An 18,977-nucleotide genomic window follows, 5' to 3' on the forward strand; every position below is an offset into this window, starting at 1 on the left:
CGGGTGGTCCCCGAGCCGTTCCCCGAGCGAAGTCGAGGGGAAGTCGAAGGGCGGTCCTCGCTCCGACTTGTCGGAGGAGGGGGGATGTAACTTCAGTTTCTTTTCTTATTTTTGTATGAAATGATATGGTAGTAATTAATGATTGTTTGCCTTTGAGAATCAATGTTTGGGAAAGAATGCTGATGCCCGGATGTAGCAGTTTTGTTTACAACCTAAATCCCCGAAATTGCTGAATAATGGACAACATACAGAATTACATTCCTATTTAAGGAACCGGAAAATTTTGAACTACAGGTAAAACTGTAAAAACTTACAACTGGGAAAGAAAAACACATAACCTATGGCACTAAATACTCAATCACTTCAGCCAATAATCAACTTTTTGTGGACTGTGGCAGATGATGTTCTGGTAAATACTTATCAAAAGGGTAAATACAAAGATGTTATCCTGCCAATGATTGTCATCCGGCGGCTGGATTTACTTCTGGAGCCCACCAAAGACCGGGTTCTTAAAACATTCTCCGAGTATAAGAAGAAACTGAATAATCTGGACTCCCTGCTCACCAGCAGCAAACATGGTTCCGGACTGGCTTTTTATAACACCTCACCATTCACACTTAAAAAGCTGATGCAGGACCCCAAAAATCTGCGGTCTAATTTTGAAAACTATCTCAACGGATTTTCTGATAATGTTCAGGATATTATAAAGCAGTTCAAATTCCGTAATGAAATTGAAACCCTGGATGAAGCTCAGATATTGTTTGCCCTGATTGAAAAATTCTGCTCTCCGAAAGTTGAACTGCACCCTGATAAACTGCCTCCTTTGGCGATGGGGTATGTGTATGAAGATTTAGTCCGCCGCTTTAATGAAGAAAATAATGAAGAGGCAGGGGAACACTTCACGCCAAGGGAAATTATTGACTTAATGACCCATCTTGTTTTCATTCCCGTAAAAGATAAAATTAAACAGGGAACCTATCTTGTTTATGACCCCTGTGTCGGCTCAGGCGGTATGCTCACCATTGCAAAAAAATTTATCCTGAATCCTGAAGGCCCTGTGCAAAGTAATGCAACCGTTCACTTATACGGGCAGGAAAGCACGCCCTTTATATACGCAACCTGCAAAAGTGATATGCTCATTAAAGGTGAAGACCCGAACAAGATTGCGTTCGGCAGCACCCTGAGCGCTTACGGATTTCCTCCAGAGCTAAAATTTGACTTTATGCTAACCAACCCTCCATATGGTAAGACGTGGGCAGCAGACAAAAAAGCCCTTGGGGTAGGAGAAAAAGGAAAGATCCTTGACAAGCGGTTCATACTTAATAACGGATATAAGAGCGAAGCAGTAACAAGCCGTGTAAACGATGGTCAGCTGATGTTTGTTCTGCACATGCTCAGCAAAATGAAAAACACAGAACTTGGCAGCCGTATTGCTTCCATTCATAATGGTTCAGCGCTTTTTACCGGTGATGCCGGCCAGGGTGAGAGCGAAATAAGAAAGCATATTATTTCAAATGACCTGCTTGAAGCCATTATTGCTCTCCCAAATGATATGTTTTATAATACCGGAATTCCAACCTATATTTTTCTGATGACCAACCGTAAAGCAGAGCACAGGAGAGGAAAAGTCCAGTTAATAAACGCTACATCAGAAAAGTTTTATACCAAGATGCGCAAGCCGCTTGGTAAAAAAAGAGTTGAATTTTCTGAAAGCCATATTCCCGTTATTGAAAAAATGTATCTGGAGTTTGAAGAAAATGAATACAGCAAAATATTTGACAATGATGACTTTGGCTATACGCAGATAATTGTGAACAGACCAGAGCGGGATGAAAACGGAAATATTCTCTATGCCGCCAAAGGAAAACCCAAAGCAGATATCAAACTGAAAGACACAGAGAATATTCCTCTGAAAGAAAATATACAGGAGTTTTTTGAGCGTGAAGTGCTCCCTTTTACCCCCGATGCCTGGTGGGATGAAAAGGAAAGTAAAATCGGTTACGAAATTAATTTCGCAAAATATTTTTATAAACACCAGCCGCCGCGGCCATTGACTGAAATAGCAAAAGATATTTTAGCCATTGAGCAGGAAACTGAGGGGCTGCTCAAAGAAATTATTGCGTGATGGAATCAGTCCGAGAACTTTTGGACAAACTAAATCTTAGCGATGAATGTTCAAATACGGAAGCTAAAAGAGGAACACAGATTGACCGTTCAATTATGGAAACGGTCTGTGCATTTTCCAATGAACCGGGGTTAGGAGGAGGCACCCTTCTGCTTGGTGTTGATCAGAATGAACTTCCTGCATCTCCCGCTTACCGGGTCTTTGGTGTTGAAAATCCCGACAAACTCCAGCTTGACTTCAGCACAAAATGTGCATCTATGTTCAATCACACCGTGCGGCCAGAAATAGCAACAGAAATAATTAATGGCAGGGTTGTGCTGATGATATATATACCCGAGCTTCCGCAGTCCCGGAAACCTCTTTATTTCAAATCGGAAGGATTACCAAGAGGTGCATTCAGGCGGATTGGCTCAAGTGATCAGCGCTGCACTGATGATGATTTATTTGTTTTTTACAATAAAGAAGATTCTCTTGACGGAAGTATTATTAAAGATACTGGTTTAGAGGACATCAGCGAAGAAGCCGTTAATCTTTACCGCGGTCTGAGAACCAAAGCAAATCCTTATGCAGAAGAACTTCAGTATAATGACACTGATCTTCTTAAGTCACTTGGCTGTATAAAAATGGAACAAGACTCCTGGCGGCTTACCTATGCCGGATTGTTGATTTTTGGAAAACGCCAGTCACTCCGGCGACTGCTTCCGATGGTGAGGGTTGATTATATACGGGTGCCGGGTAATGAGTGGATTTCTGATCCTGAAAACAGATTCACTACCATTGATATGCGCGGCCCGCTTATTGAACTGGTACAAAGAACGTTCAGCGCGATTGCCGATGACCTGCCAAAGGGGTTTCTGCTGCCTGAGGGTAAAATTCAGGCCGATAGTATCGGTTTACCTTCCCGCGTACTTCGTGAAGCCCTCGTTAACGCATTTATTCACAGAACATATCGCGAAAATCAGCCCATTCAGGTTATACGGTATGGAAACCGTCTGGAAATAAAGAACCCTGGTTTTTCACTTAAACCTGAGGAACAGCTTGGTGAACCGGGCTCACGAAACCGGAATCCTTTTATTGCCGCCATTTTTCATGACACAAATCTTGCTGAGACCAAGGGCAGCGGCATCAGAACAATGCGGAACCTGATGGAGCAGGCAGCTCTTATGCCGCCAACTTTTGAAAGCGACCATAGCAACAATCTGTTTACTGCCCGGCTGCTATTGCACCACTTCCTGAATGAAGATGATGTAAAATGGCTGGCAAAGATTAATCATTATAATCTTGGAGATAACCAAAAAAGAGCATTAATTTTTGTAAAAGAGGTCGGGGCCATTGATAATGCCGCTTACCGACAGCTCAACGGAATGGATACTCTGCACGCGAGTGCTGATTTGAGGGGGCTAAGAGACAAAGACATTCTTCTTCAGAAAGGAAAAGGACGCAACACCTACTATACCCCAAGTCGGGTTTTCCCATTTTGGACGGATACCCCGGCTGATGCTGAAACTGCACCGGTTCAGGACCCTAATGCACCAGTGGAAGACCTTAGTGCACCAGTTGAAGACCTTAGTGCACCAGTTAACACGAGCTTAGTGCACCAGCTTCCCCCTGCCCTTAAGTCAGCGGTGGAAAAGTTACCTTTGCGAATTGCAGATCCGGCAGTGCTGGAAGCCGTAGTTCTGGAATTATGTGCTTGGAGGACATTGAAATCCTCAGAATTAAGCGGGATATTGGGAAGAAGTGAAAAATATTTGTTAAGAAATTTCCTCACCCCTCTGCGGGAGTCCGGCAAACTTGCGTATGGTTTTCCGGAAATGCCCAACCACCCGCAGCAGGCATATAAAACGGTAATTAATGAATAAAATGACAACCGCCGAAGAAACCAATAAAACCGCATGGCTGGGTGAGTTCCCTCCTCACTGGCAGGTGCTCCGTATTAAAAACCTGTTCCGGGAAATTGATAACCGGAGCGAATCAGGCGCAGAAGAACTGCTCTCCGTTTCCCATTACACCGGAGTTACCTTAAAGCGTGAAAGTCTTGAAAACGAAGACGACCATTTAACCAATGCAGAAAGTCTTGAGGGTTATAAACTGGTTGAGCCAGGGGACCTTGTTGTGAACATTATGCTTGCATGGAACGGCAGTATGGGTATATCACCATACAAAGGCATCACTAGTCCGGCATATTGTGTTTACCGTATAAGGGAGGGCAACAACCCTGAATATTTTGGTTACTTGTTTACAACAGCTTTATTTAAAGCTGAATTTCGCAGAAACAGCACAGGCATTATTGACAGCCGGCTTCGTTTATACTCTGATAAATTCTTCAGTATTTTTACTGTTGTGCCCCCAAAAGAAGAACAGGACAAAATAGTTGAATTCATTAAAGCTAAAGAAGAAAAGATAAACCTGTTCATCGAAAAGAAGAAGCGGTTAATTGAGCTGCTGAAGGAGCAGAGGCAGCGAGTTATTGATGAATTATTGAAAATTAACGCAGAGACAATAAGATTAAAATTTTGTGTCACAAAAGTAGGTAGTGGAATCACTCCAAGAGGAGGTGCAGAGGTTTATCAGGATGAGGGTGTGATTTTCCTTCGAAGTCAAAACATACATAATGAAGGACTTCGATTAGAGAGCGTTTCTTTCATATCTGAAGAAATAAACGCTGACATGGAAAACTCGCAAGTAAGATTCAATGATGTTTTAATAAATCTTACAGGAGCTTCAATAGGAAGATGCCAAATTTATAACTTTGATGCACCGGCAAATGTCAACCAACATGTTTGCATTATTCGGCCGATCCCGGATGTTATTAATTCTGAATTTTTAATGCTTCAAATTCAATCCGATAGGATTCAGACCTTAATAAACACCGTTGAAGGGGCGTCAAGAGAGGGATTAACTATTGATGAGATAAAGAACTTTGTTCTATTTATACCCCCAATAGACGAACAAAAAATAATAATATCACTAATAAAAAACGAAACCACCTCCATTGATATTACCATAGCAAAAGCCGAACGGGAAATAGAACTTGTTCGGGAGTACAAAGAAGCAATGATAGTAGAAGCGGTGATGGGGAAAGGGAAAGAAATAAAATGGACATAACTCTTTCAGAACTATTTCCCAATTCAAACATGGGGCTTAGTCAAATTGGTTTCTTTTTTGGTGCGGGCTCATCTTTTGCTGCTGGGTATCCTCTTACTTCTAAATTGACGACCCATGTCTTAAAGAAACTATCTTCGCCAGAAATTGAATTAATTGAAAAGATTTTAAAGAAGAAGGGACAAATACTCGATGTTGAGAAAGGAGAGCCCGATATTGAAATTCTCTCTGATTTTATCAATCGTGCAAGTACAACTGGAGGATACAAAGATATTGATTCACTGACCGATTCGATTAGAAAGTATATTGTAGATGTAATAAATGAAGTAGCAGCTCCTAATCTTGAGTATCATATCAAATTCCTAAAAGGTTTAAAAAGTCGCTTGCAGAATAGGAATGAACCCATTTGGATATTCACAACCAACTATGATTTATGCTTTGAAATGGCAGCGGCAAAAGCACATATTCCTGTACACAATGGTTTTGAAGGAATTGCAAATAGATATTTTGACATCGAAAGATTAGATCTGAAATATGGAAAAGTCGATTATCATACAAGGAAATTTGAACCTTTTAAAGAACCGCATATTATACTTGTGAAACTTCACGGTTCTATTTCATGGTTCAAAGATGATGTAAACACTTTCGAATCCTTTTTAAGTGAAAATGCACCAAATAGATGCATGATTCTTCCCAGACGAACTAAAGTCATAGAAACACTTGAAGCGCCATACGACAAATTATTCCGATACGCTTCATCTATAATTGGAAATCAATGCAAGTTTATTGTATCCTGTGGATATAGTTACCGTGATGAGCATATTAATGATATTTTGTTTGTTCCCAAACTAAACAATAGATCTCTTAGACTCTTTGCTTTGTCAAAAGATGAAACTCCCGAAATGTCAAATTTGAAAGAACATCCAAGTTTTCATTACCTGGTTAACGATAAAGTTTATTACAACAAGAATGAACAAAGCGCAAGTTTTAATCTCTGGGATTTTAAAAAGTTTGCAGACTTATTTTAACTAATCAGATAGGAAAAAATGATGGATTACAAAATTGGAAAAGTATTATCGGTATCAGGAGAGGAAATAAATATTTCACTCTTTGATTATTCTTCTACTGGAGAAGTCATTTATGGTGTCCAAGAGAATATGAGTGTAACTATAAATACACATGAGGGTCCGATTCCGGTTTTAGTTGGTCAGCCTGGTACTTTTGTACTGATTGCAATTCCAAATGGAAAGCTGTTGGCAATGATTTCAGATATCTCTATGAGAGATACACCTGTTTCCAGCGGTGAGATAAAGAAACTCCAAATTACAGATCAATACATAATAAGTAGTTCAATTAGAATTTTATCAGTAATTCCGGTTGGAACAATTGATGCTTCTGGAAATTTCGAGAGAGGAACCGATATTTTACCGACAGTAAACAATGACGTCTTTGCTGTTTTACCGAATGTTATTGACAGAATTTATGAATCGTTTGCTGAAGGAAATTTTTCAATCGGGGAACTTTCCTTAATTAGGGATCAAGAGGCAAAAATTAATTTTGATGCTTTTCTATCACGACATGCTGCGATTTTAGGGCAAACGGGTGGCGGAAAATCCTGGACAGTAGCTTCACTGCTGCAAAACATTTCACGATTCCCTAAATCAACGGTTGTTCTTTTTGATTTACATGGGGAATACAAACAAAGCGTTGATGGCACAAGTGTATTTGGCGATGATGCTGAATACATCAATGCGGGTGATTTGGAGTTCCCTTACTGGCTTATGAAAAGCGATGAACTTCTAGGTTTGATGGTTGATAGAACTGAGGCGGCAGCACCTAATCAAATTGCAAAATTTAAGGAACTATTACAAGCTGCTAAAGTAAGTCATTCAGAGAATCAATCATTAGGTATTCCCAAAATTACTATAGATACACCTGTGTATTTCAATTTCGATTCTATTATTACCGAGTTTCGTCGACTTGATGTTGAAATGGTACAAGGCTCTACAAAACTAGTTAAAGGTCCATTAAATGGTGATTTCACAAGACTTTTAATGCGAATTGATTCAAGATTAAACGACAAACGTTATGATTTAATCTTCAATCCAACAACATACAACAGTTCCGCATCAATGGAAGAATTATTTCGAAAGATATTAGGTGAGGAATCTAATCCCAAAAAATTAGTAATTGTTGACATGAGTGCGATTCCATTCGATGTTCGCAATTCCGTTATTTCTCTTTTGTTACGCTGCCTTTTTGATTTCTCCTATTGGTATAAAAAGGTGAACTCGACATCATATCCTATTTCTGTATTTTGTGATGAAGCACATATTTACTTCAACGAGAAAGACCTTAATTCGGAGGCGGCAAGATTATCAGCCGAAAGAATTGCAAAAGAAGGACGCAAGTATGGAATAAGTTTAACCGTAATCAGTCAAAGACCACGAGAGGTTTCTGCAACTATTTTATCGCAATGTAACTCATTTCTTTGTTTAAGAATTTCTAATCCCGAAGACCAGTCATACGTTAAAAGTTTGTTGCCAGATTCAATACGAGGAATAGTAAGTATGTTTTCCAATCTCAGGCGTGGTGAGTGTATTTTGCTTGGTGATTCTGTCATGATGCCAACAAGGATTAAAATTCGCAGACCAGAACCTGCACCAAATAGTGCAGATACTTCATTCTATAAAGAATGGAATAAACCACATGAAGAAATCCAGTTTGCACCAGTTCTGGACGCTTGGCGTAAACAGCAAGTAAGTTAATGACAACCGACACCTCAGAAAAGGGATTTGAAGCGCACATCACGCAGCACCTGTGTCTGGTGAATGCTTTTGAGGAGAGGCATTTCAGCCAGTATAACCGGGCGGAGTGTGCGGATGAGGATCTGCTTTTCCGGTTTCTTGAGAGCACGCAGGAAAAAGAGATTGCCAAACTAAAGACGGTTCACGGAAGTAATTTCAGGAGCAAACTGCTTTACCGTATTAACAGCCAGATAAAAACTTTCGGCATTATTGAGGTATTGCGAAAAGGCATTACCGACAACAATGTAAAGCTGAAACTGTTTTATGATAAGCCCGTCTCCTCTCTGAATGAAAAGGATGTGGCACTTTATAACAAAAATATTTTTTCTGTTACCCGTCAGGTGCATTACAGCATGCAGAATGAAAACAGTCTTGATATGGTTGTTTTCATTAACGGGCTTCCAATTATAACATTTGAACTGAAAAATGAGCTGACCAAGCAGACCGTTAAAGATGCCATAAAGCAATATAAAACCAACCGTGACAGCCGTGAGGAGCTCTTCCGCCTTGGCAGGTGCATGGTTCATTTTGCCGTTGATACCGAACAGGTTTGGATGACAACGCATCTGCGCAACGGCAGCACCCAGTTTCTTCCTTTTAATAGGGGCTATAACAACGGGGCTGGTAACCCTCCAAGCCCGGAGGGAATTAAGACAGATTATCTCTGGAGGGAAGTTCTTACCAAAGATTCCCTAACCAACATAATTTTTAATTATGTTCAGTTGTTCGAAGATGATACCGAAAGAATATTGCCTGATGGCACGGTTAAAAAAGAGAAGGTAAAAAAACTTATATTTCCCCGTTATCATCAGTTAAGCGCGGTAACATCGCTCCTGCAGGATGCAAAGCAAAATGGTCCCGGACGCCGGTACCTGATTCAGCACTCTGCCGGCTCAGGCAAAAGTAATTCCATAAGCTGGCTGGCTCATCAGTTAGTGGGGCTCTTTGACCATACAAACACCACAGCGGTATTTGATTCTGTAATTGTTGTTACCGACCGGAAAGTGCTTGATGCCCAGATACGGAGAAACATCAAAAATTTTGAACAGGTGCGCGGAGTTGTGGAAGCAATTACCGAAGGGTCTAAACAGTTAAAAACCGCGCTTGAAGAGGGAAAGAAAATAATCATAACTACCATTCAAAAGTTTCCCTACATCGTAAACGAGATTGGAGAACTCCCCGGCAGTAAATTTGCTATCATCATAGACGAAGCCCACAGCAGCCAGAGCGGCAACATGGGGGGCAAGCTGAATGAAACTTTGGCACAGGATTTTGAAAAAGTGCGGGTTGACGGTAATGAATATATATTTGTTGATAAAGACCAGTATGATGAGTTAACATCCGAAGACCTGGTGGCGGATATTGTAAGGGGAAGAAAAATGCTCCCCAATGCAAGTTACTTTGCATTCACTGCAACACCAAAGAATAAAACCCTTGAGCTCTTCGGTGAAAAATTCATGGACGGCGATAAAGAAAAATTCCGGGCATTTCATCTTTATTCGATGAAACAGGCGATTGAAGAAGGATTTATCCGTAATGTTCTGGAAAATTATACTACCTATCAGAGTTTTTACAGTCTGCACAAACGGATTCAGGACGATCCCCTGTTTGATAAGGTTAAAGCCCGGAAAAAACTGCGCGTCTATGTAGAGAGCCATCATCTTTCCATTCAAAAAAAGACCGCGATTATTATTGAGCATTTTATGAATGCGGTTATTAAACAGAAAAAGATCAACGGACTTGCAAAAGCCATGCTGGTCACAAGCAGCAGGAAGAATGCCGTAAAGTATAAACGGGCATTTGATTCTTATCTTTCGTCTGCAGGCATTCCATTTAAAGCAATCGTTGCGTTTTCTGGTGAAATGGAAGGCGAATCCGAATCATCCCTAAACGGATTTTCCAGTTCTGCAATAGCCGATGAGTTCAAAAAATCTGAATACCGTTTTCTGATCGCGGCAAATAAATTCCAGACCGGTTTTGATCAGCCCCTGCTTCACACCATGTATGTTGATAAGAAACTCGGCGGTGTTAATGCCGTGCAGACCCTTTCCCGGCTCAATAGAACTCTGGCTGGTAAAACAGATACCTTTGTGATGGACTTTGCCAATAAAGCAGATGACATAAAAAAATCATTTGAACCCTTTTACGAAACCACCATATTAGGTGAGGCAACCGACCCGAATAAACTGTTTGATCTGCAGTCTGCTCTTGATGCGTTTCAGGTATATACCCGGGAACAGGTTGAGGATTTTTCGCAGAGGCTTATCACAGATACGCCTGTTGACCAATTGCACAGCATTCTTGACTCAGCCGCTGCAGTTTTCAGAACCGAACTTAATGAGGAACAGAGGGAGGATTTCAGGGTTAAATGCAAATCGTATGTCAGGTTATATGTTTTTCTTGCGCAGATAGTACCTTTTGTTAACACCTATCTGGAAAGATTATATCTCTTCTTAAATCATCTTCAGAATAAACTTGGGCGCCGGCAGGAAGTAGATCTGGCTCAGGGAATACTGGACAGTATTGATATTGAAAGTCTCCGTTATCAGTTAGAAGGCACTTCCGATATTCCGCTTGAACAGGGGAAGGAACTGAAACCCATACCAGGTGAAATGGGAGGCGGTTTAACTGAACCGCAAATGGATTATCTTTCAAATATCGTAAAAGAATTTAACGAACACTTTGGCACCACATTCACCAACGAAGACAAAGTAAGAAAGATGACTGAAGATTTAATGCAGGATGTGGCTAATGATGATGAATTTGTAAGTGCATTCAGGCATTCTGATATGCAAAATGCCAGAATTACCTTTGAAGAGGTACTTTCAAGAAAACTTACCGACCACATTGAAAACAACTTTGAGGTTTATAAAGAGTTTCAGGACAACAAAGAGTTCCGTGATTTCTTTACCGGAACCATGTTTCAGATAATGCAGAGAGATTTTAGGAAACTAACAGCTAATCAGTAGGACAGCTCGGACACCGGATAGTGTCGAGGGCGGTCCCTGAGCGGTCCTCGACTCCGCTTGAGGACAACTCGGACGCCGGTGGTCCTCGGCTACGCTCGGACACCGGTGGTCCCCGAGCCGTTCCCCGAGCGGTCCTCGACTACGCTCGGACACCGGTTGGTCCCCGAGCCGTTCCCCGAGCTGTCCTCGACTACGCTCGGACACCGCTGGTCCCCGAGCGGAGCCGAGGGGGGGAATTCATACTTCATAATTCATACTTCGTACTTCTTTTCTTAGTTTTGTGGAAGTATTTCTAAACTATTTCAGGCTAAAACACTATGTCATCTTTCCGTATTGAATCAGATACCATGGGACACATCGAAGTCCCCAGTGATAAATATTATGGCGCGCAGACCGCCCGCTCTCTTATGAATTTCAAAATCGGCGGTGAAAAAATGCCGGCCGAGCTTATCCGTGCTTTCGGCTTTCTGAAAAAAGCTGCTGCTCTGGTGAATGCTGAGCTTGGCATTCTGGCGAAAAACAAAGCTGATCTCATCGTCCGCGCTGCTGATGAGGTAATTGAAGGTAAACTTGCTGATCACTTTCCGCTGGTTGTCTGGCAGACCGGAAGCGGTACGCAGAGCAACATGAATGTGAATGAGGTAATCTCCAACCGCGCCATCGAAATGGCCGAAGGAGAGATGGGAAGCAAAAAACCGATTCATCCGAATGATGATGTTAATAAGGCACAGTCCTCAAACGATACCTTCCCGACAGCAATGCACATCGCAGCCGTTGAGCAGATTCATGTTAAGCTGATTCCGATGGTGACCATGCTGCGCGATGCTCTGGCCGAAAAATCAGAGCAGTTTAAGGAAGTCATCAAAATAGGCAGAACCCATCTGATGGATGCAACACCGCTTACGCTCGGTCAGGAGTTCTCAGGCTACGTTCAGCAGCTTACCAACGGTCTGGAAAGAATTCATGCCGCGCTGCCGCGTCTTTATGAACTGGCTCTCGGCGGAACAGCAGTCGGAACCGGACTGAACACCCACCCGGAATTTGCCGAACGTTCAGCTAAGAAGATAGCCGAACTCACCGGTTTTCCCTTTGTTACCGCACGCAATAAGTTTGAAGCACTTGCCACTCACGATGCACTTGTTGAGTTCCATGGTGTGCTTAAGACTCTCGCTGCTTCTCTGATGAAGATTGCAAATGATATACGCTGGCTTGGTTCAGGTCCCCGCTCTGGTATCGGAGAACTGCTTCTGCCTGAAAATGAACCAGGCAGCTCAATCATGCCGGGCAAGGTAAACCCCACTCAGTCAGAAGCCATGACTATGGTCTGCGCTCAGGTAATGGGCAATGATGTTGCGGTAAACTTCGGCGGTGCCATGGGCAACTTTGAGCTGAATGTTTTTAAGCCGGTGATTATATATAACGTGCTGCAGTCAACCCGTCTGATCGCGGATGCGTGTGAATCATTCACCGAACACTGTGTGGTCGGCATCGAGGCAAATACTCTGGCAATTCAGAAACATCTTGAAAACTCCCTCATGCTGGTAACCGCGCTGAATCCGCATATCGGTTATGACAATGCTGCCAAAGTCGCCAAGAAAGCGCATAAAGAAAATAAAACGCTGAAGGAAGTGGCTGTTGAACTCGGGCTTCTGACCGCGGGACAGTTTGATATATACGTCCGCCCCGAGGACATGATCAAACCGGGTCTGTAAGAAAGGAACGGATATATATGGAAAAGCCGGAATCCCCGCAAAAGGAGCCTTACGAGGTAACCGTTGAACCGGGTACATACCGCTGGTGTTCATGCGGACTCTCCATGACGCAGCCCTTTTGCGATGACGCACACATCGGCACTGATTTTCAGCCGGTGATTGTCACCTTCGAAAAGGAGGAAACGGTGTGGTTTTGCGGATGCAAACATACCTCAACACAGCCGTTTTGCGACAGCACCCACAGAAAACTCTGATATACAGACATCTTTATTTCTGATAAAGAACGATGAGCAGAGATGATGAATCCCGGTGATGCCGGGAAAAGGGCATCATCTCTGCCTGCATCGGTTTTGCGGGAACTATGGTTGTAGTCCTGCTTAAGCACTCTGGTTATATTTTAGCAACCTTTATTTTGAATTACGGAAAAGCAGAACCTTATAAAAAAGGAAAGCCTCCGTAATTGCATCACCACTCCTGGTACATCCGCACGAAACAGCGGTATTGCTAATAACCACTGAGCATAATTTATGAAAACAGTATTACTGGCTGCAATTATTATAACATATTCAGCCATTACCTTTGCGCAAAACAGTTTTACCGCGGTTATAAGGGACAGTGAAAGCGGAGAACCCCTTGCCGCGGCTACGGTGCTGATACAGGGAACCACAATCGGGGGAACAACCGATGACGCTGGTTTTGTTGAAATTAAAAACATTCCGGACGGAACGCATACTATTCTTTTCCGTTATATCGGCTTCGCGGATTTTGAGAAGACGTATATATTCCCGCTGCGGCAGACTGAACCGGAAGAAGTGTATCTCTCGCACGAAGAAGAGGAGATTGAAGAAGTGATTGTAACGGCAACACGCTCCGGCCGGACGATTGCCGATCTGCCTACCCGCGTTGAGGCTATCTCGGGGGAAGAACTTGAAGAAAAGGGAAATATGAAACCGGGGGATATAAGGATGCTGCTGAATGAAAGCACGGGAATTCAGACTCAGCAGACCTCCGCAACTTCCTATAACTCAAGTATCCGCATTCAGGGGCTGGACGGTAAATATACCCAGATTCTGCGTGACGGATATCCCCTTTATTCTGGATTTTCCGGCGGACTTGGCCTGCTGCAGATTGTGCCTCTTGATCTTAAGCAGGCGGAGGTGATAAAAGGAGCTTCATCAACACTGTATGGCGGGGGAGCTATTGCCGGTTTGGTAAATCTTGTTTCTAAGAAGCCGGGGGATGAAAGGGAGCTGAGTTTTCTGCTGAATGGTACTTCGGCCGCGGGTCTGGATATAAGCGGATATTATGGAGAAAAATATGAAAAGACTGGAGCAACAGTATTTGCTTCGTACAATGCCGGAGCCCCGTATGACCCATCTGATATCGGATTCACCGCAATACCCCGGTTCAGCCGCTTTACGCTGAATCCGTCGTTGTTTATATATATCAGTCCCGGAACCACACTCGAAGCGGGGCTGATGGGAACCACGGAAGAAAGAACCGGAGGGGATATACGGTATATTGAGGGAAACGGAGACAGCACTCACTCCTACTATGAAAAGAATCTTACCGGCAGATTTAGTACGCGACTTGGTCTGATTCATAAGGCAGGTGAAGATGCAGAGTTCAGAGTGAAGAACAGCTTTGGTTATTATGACAGATCAGTTGAAATTCCAGGTTACCGTTTTTCGGGAGAGCAGTTTTCCTCCTTTACTGAAGCAACCTATGCCGCGGAGCAAAATGATCAGGAGTGGATTTTTGGCGTGAATCTCTGGACGGAAAAATTCAGTCAGGAGAAAACCGACACTGCCCGGCTTGTGGATTACAGTCACGTAACAGCCGGTGCGTTTATTCAGAATACGTGGAAAATTTCAGAACTGATCGCGCTTGAAACAGGTCTCCGCGGAGATTATCAGAATATATACGGCTTTCATCTGCTCCCAAGGATTTCAGTGCTGTTTAAGTTTAACAGTCATCTTACGGCACGCCTTGGGGGAGGCCTCGGTTATAAATCCCCCACGGTATTCACTGAAGATGCTGAAAGGATTCATTTTAAGAGTGTTTTACCGATTGATGAAGACAGGGCAAAATCAGAACGCTCCGCCGGAGGCAATCTGGATATTAATTTCCGCGCGGCTTTTGCGCATGAGTTAACGCTGAGCATGAATGTGTTATTATTTTACACACAGATCACTGACCCGCTCCTGCTCACTCCTCTTTCAGGGGGATACTATGAATATCAGCAGCCCGGCGGAAGCATTGATACCCGCGGAACGGAAGTAAACATAAAACTTACCTATGATCATCTGAAGCTTTTTACCGGATATACCATTGCCGATGTTCATCAGTCGCTGAACGGAATAACCTCGGAACTTCCGCTTGTTGCCCGTCACCGGGTAAATAATGTTCTGATGTATGAAATTCATGATGAACTGAAGATCGGCTTTGAAGCATATTACTACAGTCCGCAGAAACTGCAGGATGGCAGCATGGCCAGAGATTTCTGGATTTGCGGCCTTATGGCGGAAAAAATCTGGGAGGGCTACTCCGTATTTATCAATTTCGAAAATCTGCTCGATACACGGCAGACCAGGTTCGGCAGTATATACAGCGGTCCGGTCTCTGATCCGGTGTTTGCCGATATCTATGCACCCGTGGACGGTTTTGTAATAAACGGCGGGGTTAAGATCAGCTTGTAGGAAGAAATACTGCCGGAAGTATCCGGTTAACCCGGTCTATGAAAATTAGTACAACACTATTTTCTGCTGAAATTCTAAAATTGACTCAGACCCCGGGGGAGATCAGCAGCATTAGTTAAACGCCAGACCAGGAACCAGTTCCTCTATAATAACTTTCCTGATCGCTTATGTAACACTGGTTCTTTTTCTGATTGAACCACCGGTTGTTCATTTCAGGTTCCTGCTCATCATGAGGCGCTTACAGTAAAGATATTACTGATTTAGTGTTTTGTTACTAATTGCAGCGTTCAAAAACTATAATGAACGATGCACAATGTTCAATTCCGGAAGTCCCCTCTTTCCTGACGGACTGAATTTAACTGAATCGGGATTTTGCTGAACGAGGGTATGGTTTTTATTTAGCTTTGATTGAAAAGAGGGGGCTTTGTTTTTGTAATTTTTTTCTGGTTTTGGCGCCCGATCTGAACTTTTATTGACAATTATATGTTGCTACATATAATTAAACAAGAACCAAACACTTATGTATTACGACACGAAAGATCATATTTCAGAAGATTTTCTGAAAGCAGATGAAATTAAAACAGGGGAAACATCCACGGAAGTAATTGAGCCGATAAGAAAACGGTGGAGCATCCGGGCGTTTTCTGATGAAATGATAGCAAATGACACCCTTGAGACGCTTTTTGAGGCGGCTTCATGGTCACCCAGCAGTATGAATGAGCAGCCCTGGCGCTACATCTGTGCCAAAAAGGGGTCAGAGGAGTTTGACATGCTTGCCTCCACTCTGGCACCTTCAAACAAAATGTGGGCAGAGCAGGCACCGGTTCTGGTCCTCAGTATTGCCGAAAAGAACTTTGCTGCCAATGGCAGGGAAAACCATTATGCTTTGTATGATACAGGAGCGGCAAACTACGGACTGCTGCTGCAGGCACAAAGCATGAATATCTACGGACATATTATGGGTGGATTTGACAGATCAGCGGCTGCACGTCTGCTTGGACTCAGCGATCAGCAGGTTCCGGTTGTGGTTATTGCGCTTGGATATCCGGGTTCACCGGATGAACTGCCTGAACAGTTAAAAATAAGAGAATACACGCCCCGCAAAAGAAAACCGGTCTCAGAGATTGTAAAAATAACCGGCTGACCAGTTCAGCCGGTTTGCGGTTAAAAATTATAGAAGAAGTACGCTCCCACACCCATCCCGATATTGGTGCCGGAGTTGTTGAAATAGATAGCCGGGTAGTAAAGGGTTAGCCCAACGGTCATATTTCTAAATATAGATGAACCAAGGAATGGATATTCAAACCCAACCCCAACGCCCAGGTGGAAGTCTGTATCCATACTGGTAACCGGCTCCGGCGAGAACCCGTCGTAAACCTCATCTTCAGTATAATAAAGCCCGCCTCCAATTGCCAGATAGTACCGGAGGTCTTCCCGTTCAGAAATTTCGTACTGATATTCGGCACCAAGAGAAGCGGCAACCCAGTCATTAGATGAAACAATGCCTCCTGACAGCATAACCAGATTAGGCCCTACTGCATGATACCGGTAGGAAAGCCCCAGCCCTGATACTGAACTTGCATTAAACCCGAAAGAGTTGAACTTCTGCCATTTGTAGATTTCCAATGAATCTCCGTTACCTGCCAAAGCGCCTGAGAAAAGCATCAGGCAAAACAAAACAACATACCTCATCACGCGTTCCATAGTGGTAAACCTCAAAAATAACACTTGAAAGATAGCGAAAAAGGGGATTTCCGGAAGTTCAATTAATAGTGAATATACCCGGAGGATAAGGGTTAACCATACCTTTGCTCTTCAAGTGTTTCTGCCGGAGTCAGGGAATGAAAAAAGAGAGCTATATCAACTTAAACCGCCGAATTTTACGGAATAAAAAGGGTTATTTTGGCAAATGAAATGAAAAATATGTAATTTTCCATAGTAAAAGCAAAAAGACTAGTCAGGGTCACTATTGCTTTTCCAGTATAGCTAACTACCCGTGCCCTATATGACCGTTAGCAGAAATATGGTTTTACGGTCAGGCCGGGATCATTTTTAATTTTATGAGGTATTACGATGGGTAAGCACACACAACTTTTTGCTTTTCTCTTCCTTATTGCGTTCACTTTACAGGCTCAGAACTATGAAAACGGCTGGTCACTTGGCGGCGGTATGACATCACCAAGATATATGTCAGACGTTACAACAGAATTCTGGGATTTTGGCGGACATATATTTGTACAGCGGGATTTTGATCCCACCAACTCTCTCCGCTTCGTCGTTGAATTCATTGAATTCAGAGCTCAGGATAGTCCTGTAGAAAACTTTTCAACATTCTTCGGTTTTGAATATCTGTTCAGATTTAAAACTTCCGATAAATTCGGCGTATATGCCGGTGTGGGCGGTTACGGATATGTGCAGGATATGAAAGGTTCGGCCATCAAGAAAGACGGTATATCCTATATGGATGTAAGCGCTTCCTTCCTTATCGGCGGACAGTATTTTCTGAATGATGAATTCGAAATTCATGCTCAGGTAAAGCAGTCAACTCTTTCAACCGACAAGTTTGACGGAGTGAAGGGTCCCGTAGGAGGATTCTTTGGCGGCACGCTTGATTCATATATATCAACCGCAATCGGCATTAACTATTACTGGGAAAGAGGCAAGCCGGTTGTTCCGCAGCTGCCTTCAGGACTGGTAAAAGCTGAAATTGATTATGAAAAAATTCAGAAAATGATTGACGCGGCCCAAAAACCGGGTACCGAAGTAGACTACAGCAAATTTAATGTTGATTACGACCGCATTGAGGAAATGGTTGACCGCAAGCTTAAAGGCATGAAGAATGACCCGACGGTTATCTATCAGTCTGGTGATAATGCTCCGAAGCAGCTGGTGAGCATCAACTTTGATTCCAACAGCTCAACTCTCCGTTCCGATGCATACGTTCTGCTCGCACAGAACGCGCTGGTGCTTCTCAGCAATCCTGATATGAAGGTTGAAATCGGCGGATATACCGACGGCCGCGGCAATTCCGGCTCGAATTCAAAACTCTCTCAGGAACGTGCTGATGCAGTAAAGAAATACCTGGTATCCAAAGGTATCAGCGCTTCACGCCTGACCGTTAAAGCATACGGTTCAGCAAATCCGATTTCAGACAATGATACTGAAAGCGGCAGAGCTCTTAACAGAAGAGTTGAACTGAAGATTATTAAATAAACAGCAGTTTTTATAACTTTTGCAAAGCCATGCAATCCGCCTGAAAAAGGCGGAGCGCATGGCTTTTGCATTTTAAACCAAACAGGGGAAGGATTTTAACGCAAAGGATACAAAGTTCACGCGAAGCACCGCAGAGGTTTATACCTGACGTAATCGAAATATCCAGCGCAAAGACGCTAAGGCGCAAAAAGAAATTAAACCATCGCGGGCGGGGTCGAGACCTCTTCTTATGAATGCCGGTTGTTTACCCCAAAAACTCATCCGGAAGATGTAACGCAAAGGAAGAAACGTTCACGTGAAGTAACGCAGGGTTTAATACCTGACGCACTCCAAAGAACCGCACAAAG

At 43.1% G+C, this 18,977-nt stretch carries 12 protein-coding genes; 11 read left to right on the forward strand and 1 reads right to left on the reverse strand.

Features of this window, described 5'->3' with window-relative positions; translation table 11 throughout:
• Positions 1 to 340 precede the first annotated feature (340 nt).
• The 10 genes from HRU80_02500 to HRU80_02545 all read left to right on the forward strand — a co-directional run bounded on the left by HRU80_02500 (position 341) and on the right by HRU80_02545 (position 16,561).
• Entirely contained in the window at positions 341 to 2,125 is a 1,785-nt protein-coding gene (locus HRU80_02500) for an SAM-dependent DNA methyltransferase (GenBank protein ID QOJ27795.1), read from the forward strand.
• Positions 2,125 to 3,987, forward strand: coding sequence for a putative DNA binding domain-containing protein (locus HRU80_02505; GenBank protein QOJ27796.1), 1,863 nt, complete (start codon positions 2,125 to 2,127; stop codon positions 3,985 to 3,987). Before HRU80_02500 ends, HRU80_02505 begins: the two co-directional genes overlap by 1 nt.
• On the forward strand, positions 3,980 to 5,233 hold the full coding sequence (locus tag HRU80_02510; protein QOJ27797.1) for a restriction endonuclease subunit S: 1,254 nt from the start codon (positions 3,980 to 3,982) through the stop codon (positions 5,231 to 5,233). Before HRU80_02505 ends, HRU80_02510 begins: the two co-directional genes overlap by 8 nt.
• A complete protein-coding gene (locus tag HRU80_02515; protein ID QOJ27798.1) occupies positions 5,224 to 6,258 on the forward strand; it encodes an SIR2 family protein in 1,035 nt (344 codons plus the stop codon). The genes HRU80_02510 and HRU80_02515 overlap by 10 nt, the downstream gene beginning before the upstream one ends.
• Positions 6,259 to 6,276: 18 nt before the next feature.
• A complete protein-coding gene (locus HRU80_02520; protein QOJ27799.1) occupies positions 6,277 to 7,998 on the forward strand; it encodes a DUF87 domain-containing protein in 1,722 nt (573 codons plus the stop codon).
• Positions 7,998 to 11,006, forward strand: coding sequence for a type I restriction endonuclease subunit R (locus tag HRU80_02525; GenBank protein QOJ27800.1), 3,009 nt, complete (start codon positions 7,998 to 8,000; stop codon positions 11,004 to 11,006). The genes HRU80_02520 and HRU80_02525 overlap by 1 nt, the downstream gene beginning before the upstream one ends.
• Positions 11,007 to 11,323: 317 nt before the next feature.
• Positions 11,324 to 12,718, forward strand: a complete 1,395-nt coding sequence (fumC, locus tag HRU80_02530) for a class II fumarate hydratase (GenBank protein QOJ27801.1) — start codon at positions 11,324 to 11,326, stop codon at positions 12,716 to 12,718.
• A 17-nt stretch (positions 12,719 to 12,735) separates the two neighbouring features.
• Positions 12,736 to 12,972 (forward strand): CDGSH iron-sulfur domain-containing protein, encoded by a 237-nt coding sequence (locus HRU80_02535; protein QOJ27802.1) that lies wholly within the window; start codon positions 12,736 to 12,738, stop codon positions 12,970 to 12,972.
• A 273-nt stretch (positions 12,973 to 13,245) separates the two neighbouring features.
• Positions 13,246 to 15,417 (forward strand): TonB-dependent receptor, encoded by a 2,172-nt coding sequence (locus HRU80_02540; protein QOJ27803.1) that lies wholly within the window; start codon positions 13,246 to 13,248, stop codon positions 15,415 to 15,417.
• A 520-nt stretch (positions 15,418 to 15,937) separates the two neighbouring features.
• Positions 15,938 to 16,561 carry a nitroreductase family protein gene (locus tag HRU80_02545; GenBank protein QOJ27804.1) on the forward strand — a complete coding sequence of 208 codons (624 nt, stop codon included), beginning with the start codon at positions 15,938 to 15,940 and terminating at the stop codon, positions 16,559 to 16,561.
• A 20-nt stretch (positions 16,562 to 16,581) separates the two neighbouring features.
• Here the strand turns inward: HRU80_02545 and HRU80_02550 are convergent, their stop codons facing one another.
• Positions 16,582 to 17,109, reverse strand: coding sequence for a hypothetical protein (locus tag HRU80_02550; GenBank protein QOJ27805.1), 528 nt, complete (start codon positions 17,107 to 17,109; stop codon positions 16,582 to 16,584).
• Between the two features lie 381 nt (positions 17,110 to 17,490).
• Here HRU80_02550 and HRU80_02555 point away from each other — a divergent pair, with 381 nt between their 5' ends.
• Positions 17,491 to 18,630 carry an OmpA family protein gene (locus tag HRU80_02555; GenBank protein QOJ27806.1) on the forward strand — a complete coding sequence of 380 codons (1,140 nt, stop codon included), beginning with the start codon at positions 17,491 to 17,493 and terminating at the stop codon, positions 18,628 to 18,630.
• Positions 18,631 to 18,977 lie beyond the last annotated feature (347 nt).

It is taken from the genome of Ignavibacteriales bacterium, from assembly GCA_015709675.1.
GTDB lineage: Bacteria > Bacteroidota > Ignavibacteria > Ignavibacteriales > Ignavibacteriaceae > H2-BAC3.

Bases quoted from the DNA above. Each gene is read 5' to 3' on its own strand.
- HRU80_02500 (QOJ27795.1), top strand. From the start codon at position 341: ATGGCACTAAATACTCAATCACTTCAGCCAATAATCAACTTTTTGTGG.
- HRU80_02505 (QOJ27796.1), top strand. From the start codon at position 2,125: ATGGAATCAGTCCGAGAACTTTTGGACAAACTAAATCTTAGCGATGAA.
- HRU80_02510 (QOJ27797.1), top strand. From the start codon at position 3,980: ATGAATAAAATGACAACCGCCGAAGAAACCAATAAAACCGCATGGCTG.
- HRU80_02515 (QOJ27798.1), top strand. From the start codon at position 5,224: ATGGACATAACTCTTTCAGAACTATTTCCCAATTCAAACATGGGGCTT.
- HRU80_02520 (QOJ27799.1), top strand. From the start codon at position 6,277: ATGATGGATTACAAAATTGGAAAAGTATTATCGGTATCAGGAGAGGAA.
- HRU80_02525 (QOJ27800.1), top strand. From the start codon at position 7,998: ATGACAACCGACACCTCAGAAAAGGGATTTGAAGCGCACATCACGCAG.
- fumC (QOJ27801.1), top strand. From the start codon at position 11,324: ATGTCATCTTTCCGTATTGAATCAGATACCATGGGACACATCGAAGTC.
- HRU80_02535 (QOJ27802.1), top strand. From the start codon at position 12,736: ATGGAAAAGCCGGAATCCCCGCAAAAGGAGCCTTACGAGGTAACCGTT.
- HRU80_02540 (QOJ27803.1), top strand. From the start codon at position 13,246: ATGAAAACAGTATTACTGGCTGCAATTATTATAACATATTCAGCCATT.
- HRU80_02545 (QOJ27804.1), top strand. From the start codon at position 15,938: ATGTATTACGACACGAAAGATCATATTTCAGAAGATTTTCTGAAAGCA.
- HRU80_02550 (QOJ27805.1), bottom strand. From the start codon at position 17,109: ATGAGGTATGTTGTTTTGTTTTGCCTGATGCTTTTCTCAGGCGCTTTG.
- HRU80_02555 (QOJ27806.1), top strand. From the start codon at position 17,491: ATGGGTAAGCACACACAACTTTTTGCTTTTCTCTTCCTTATTGCGTTC.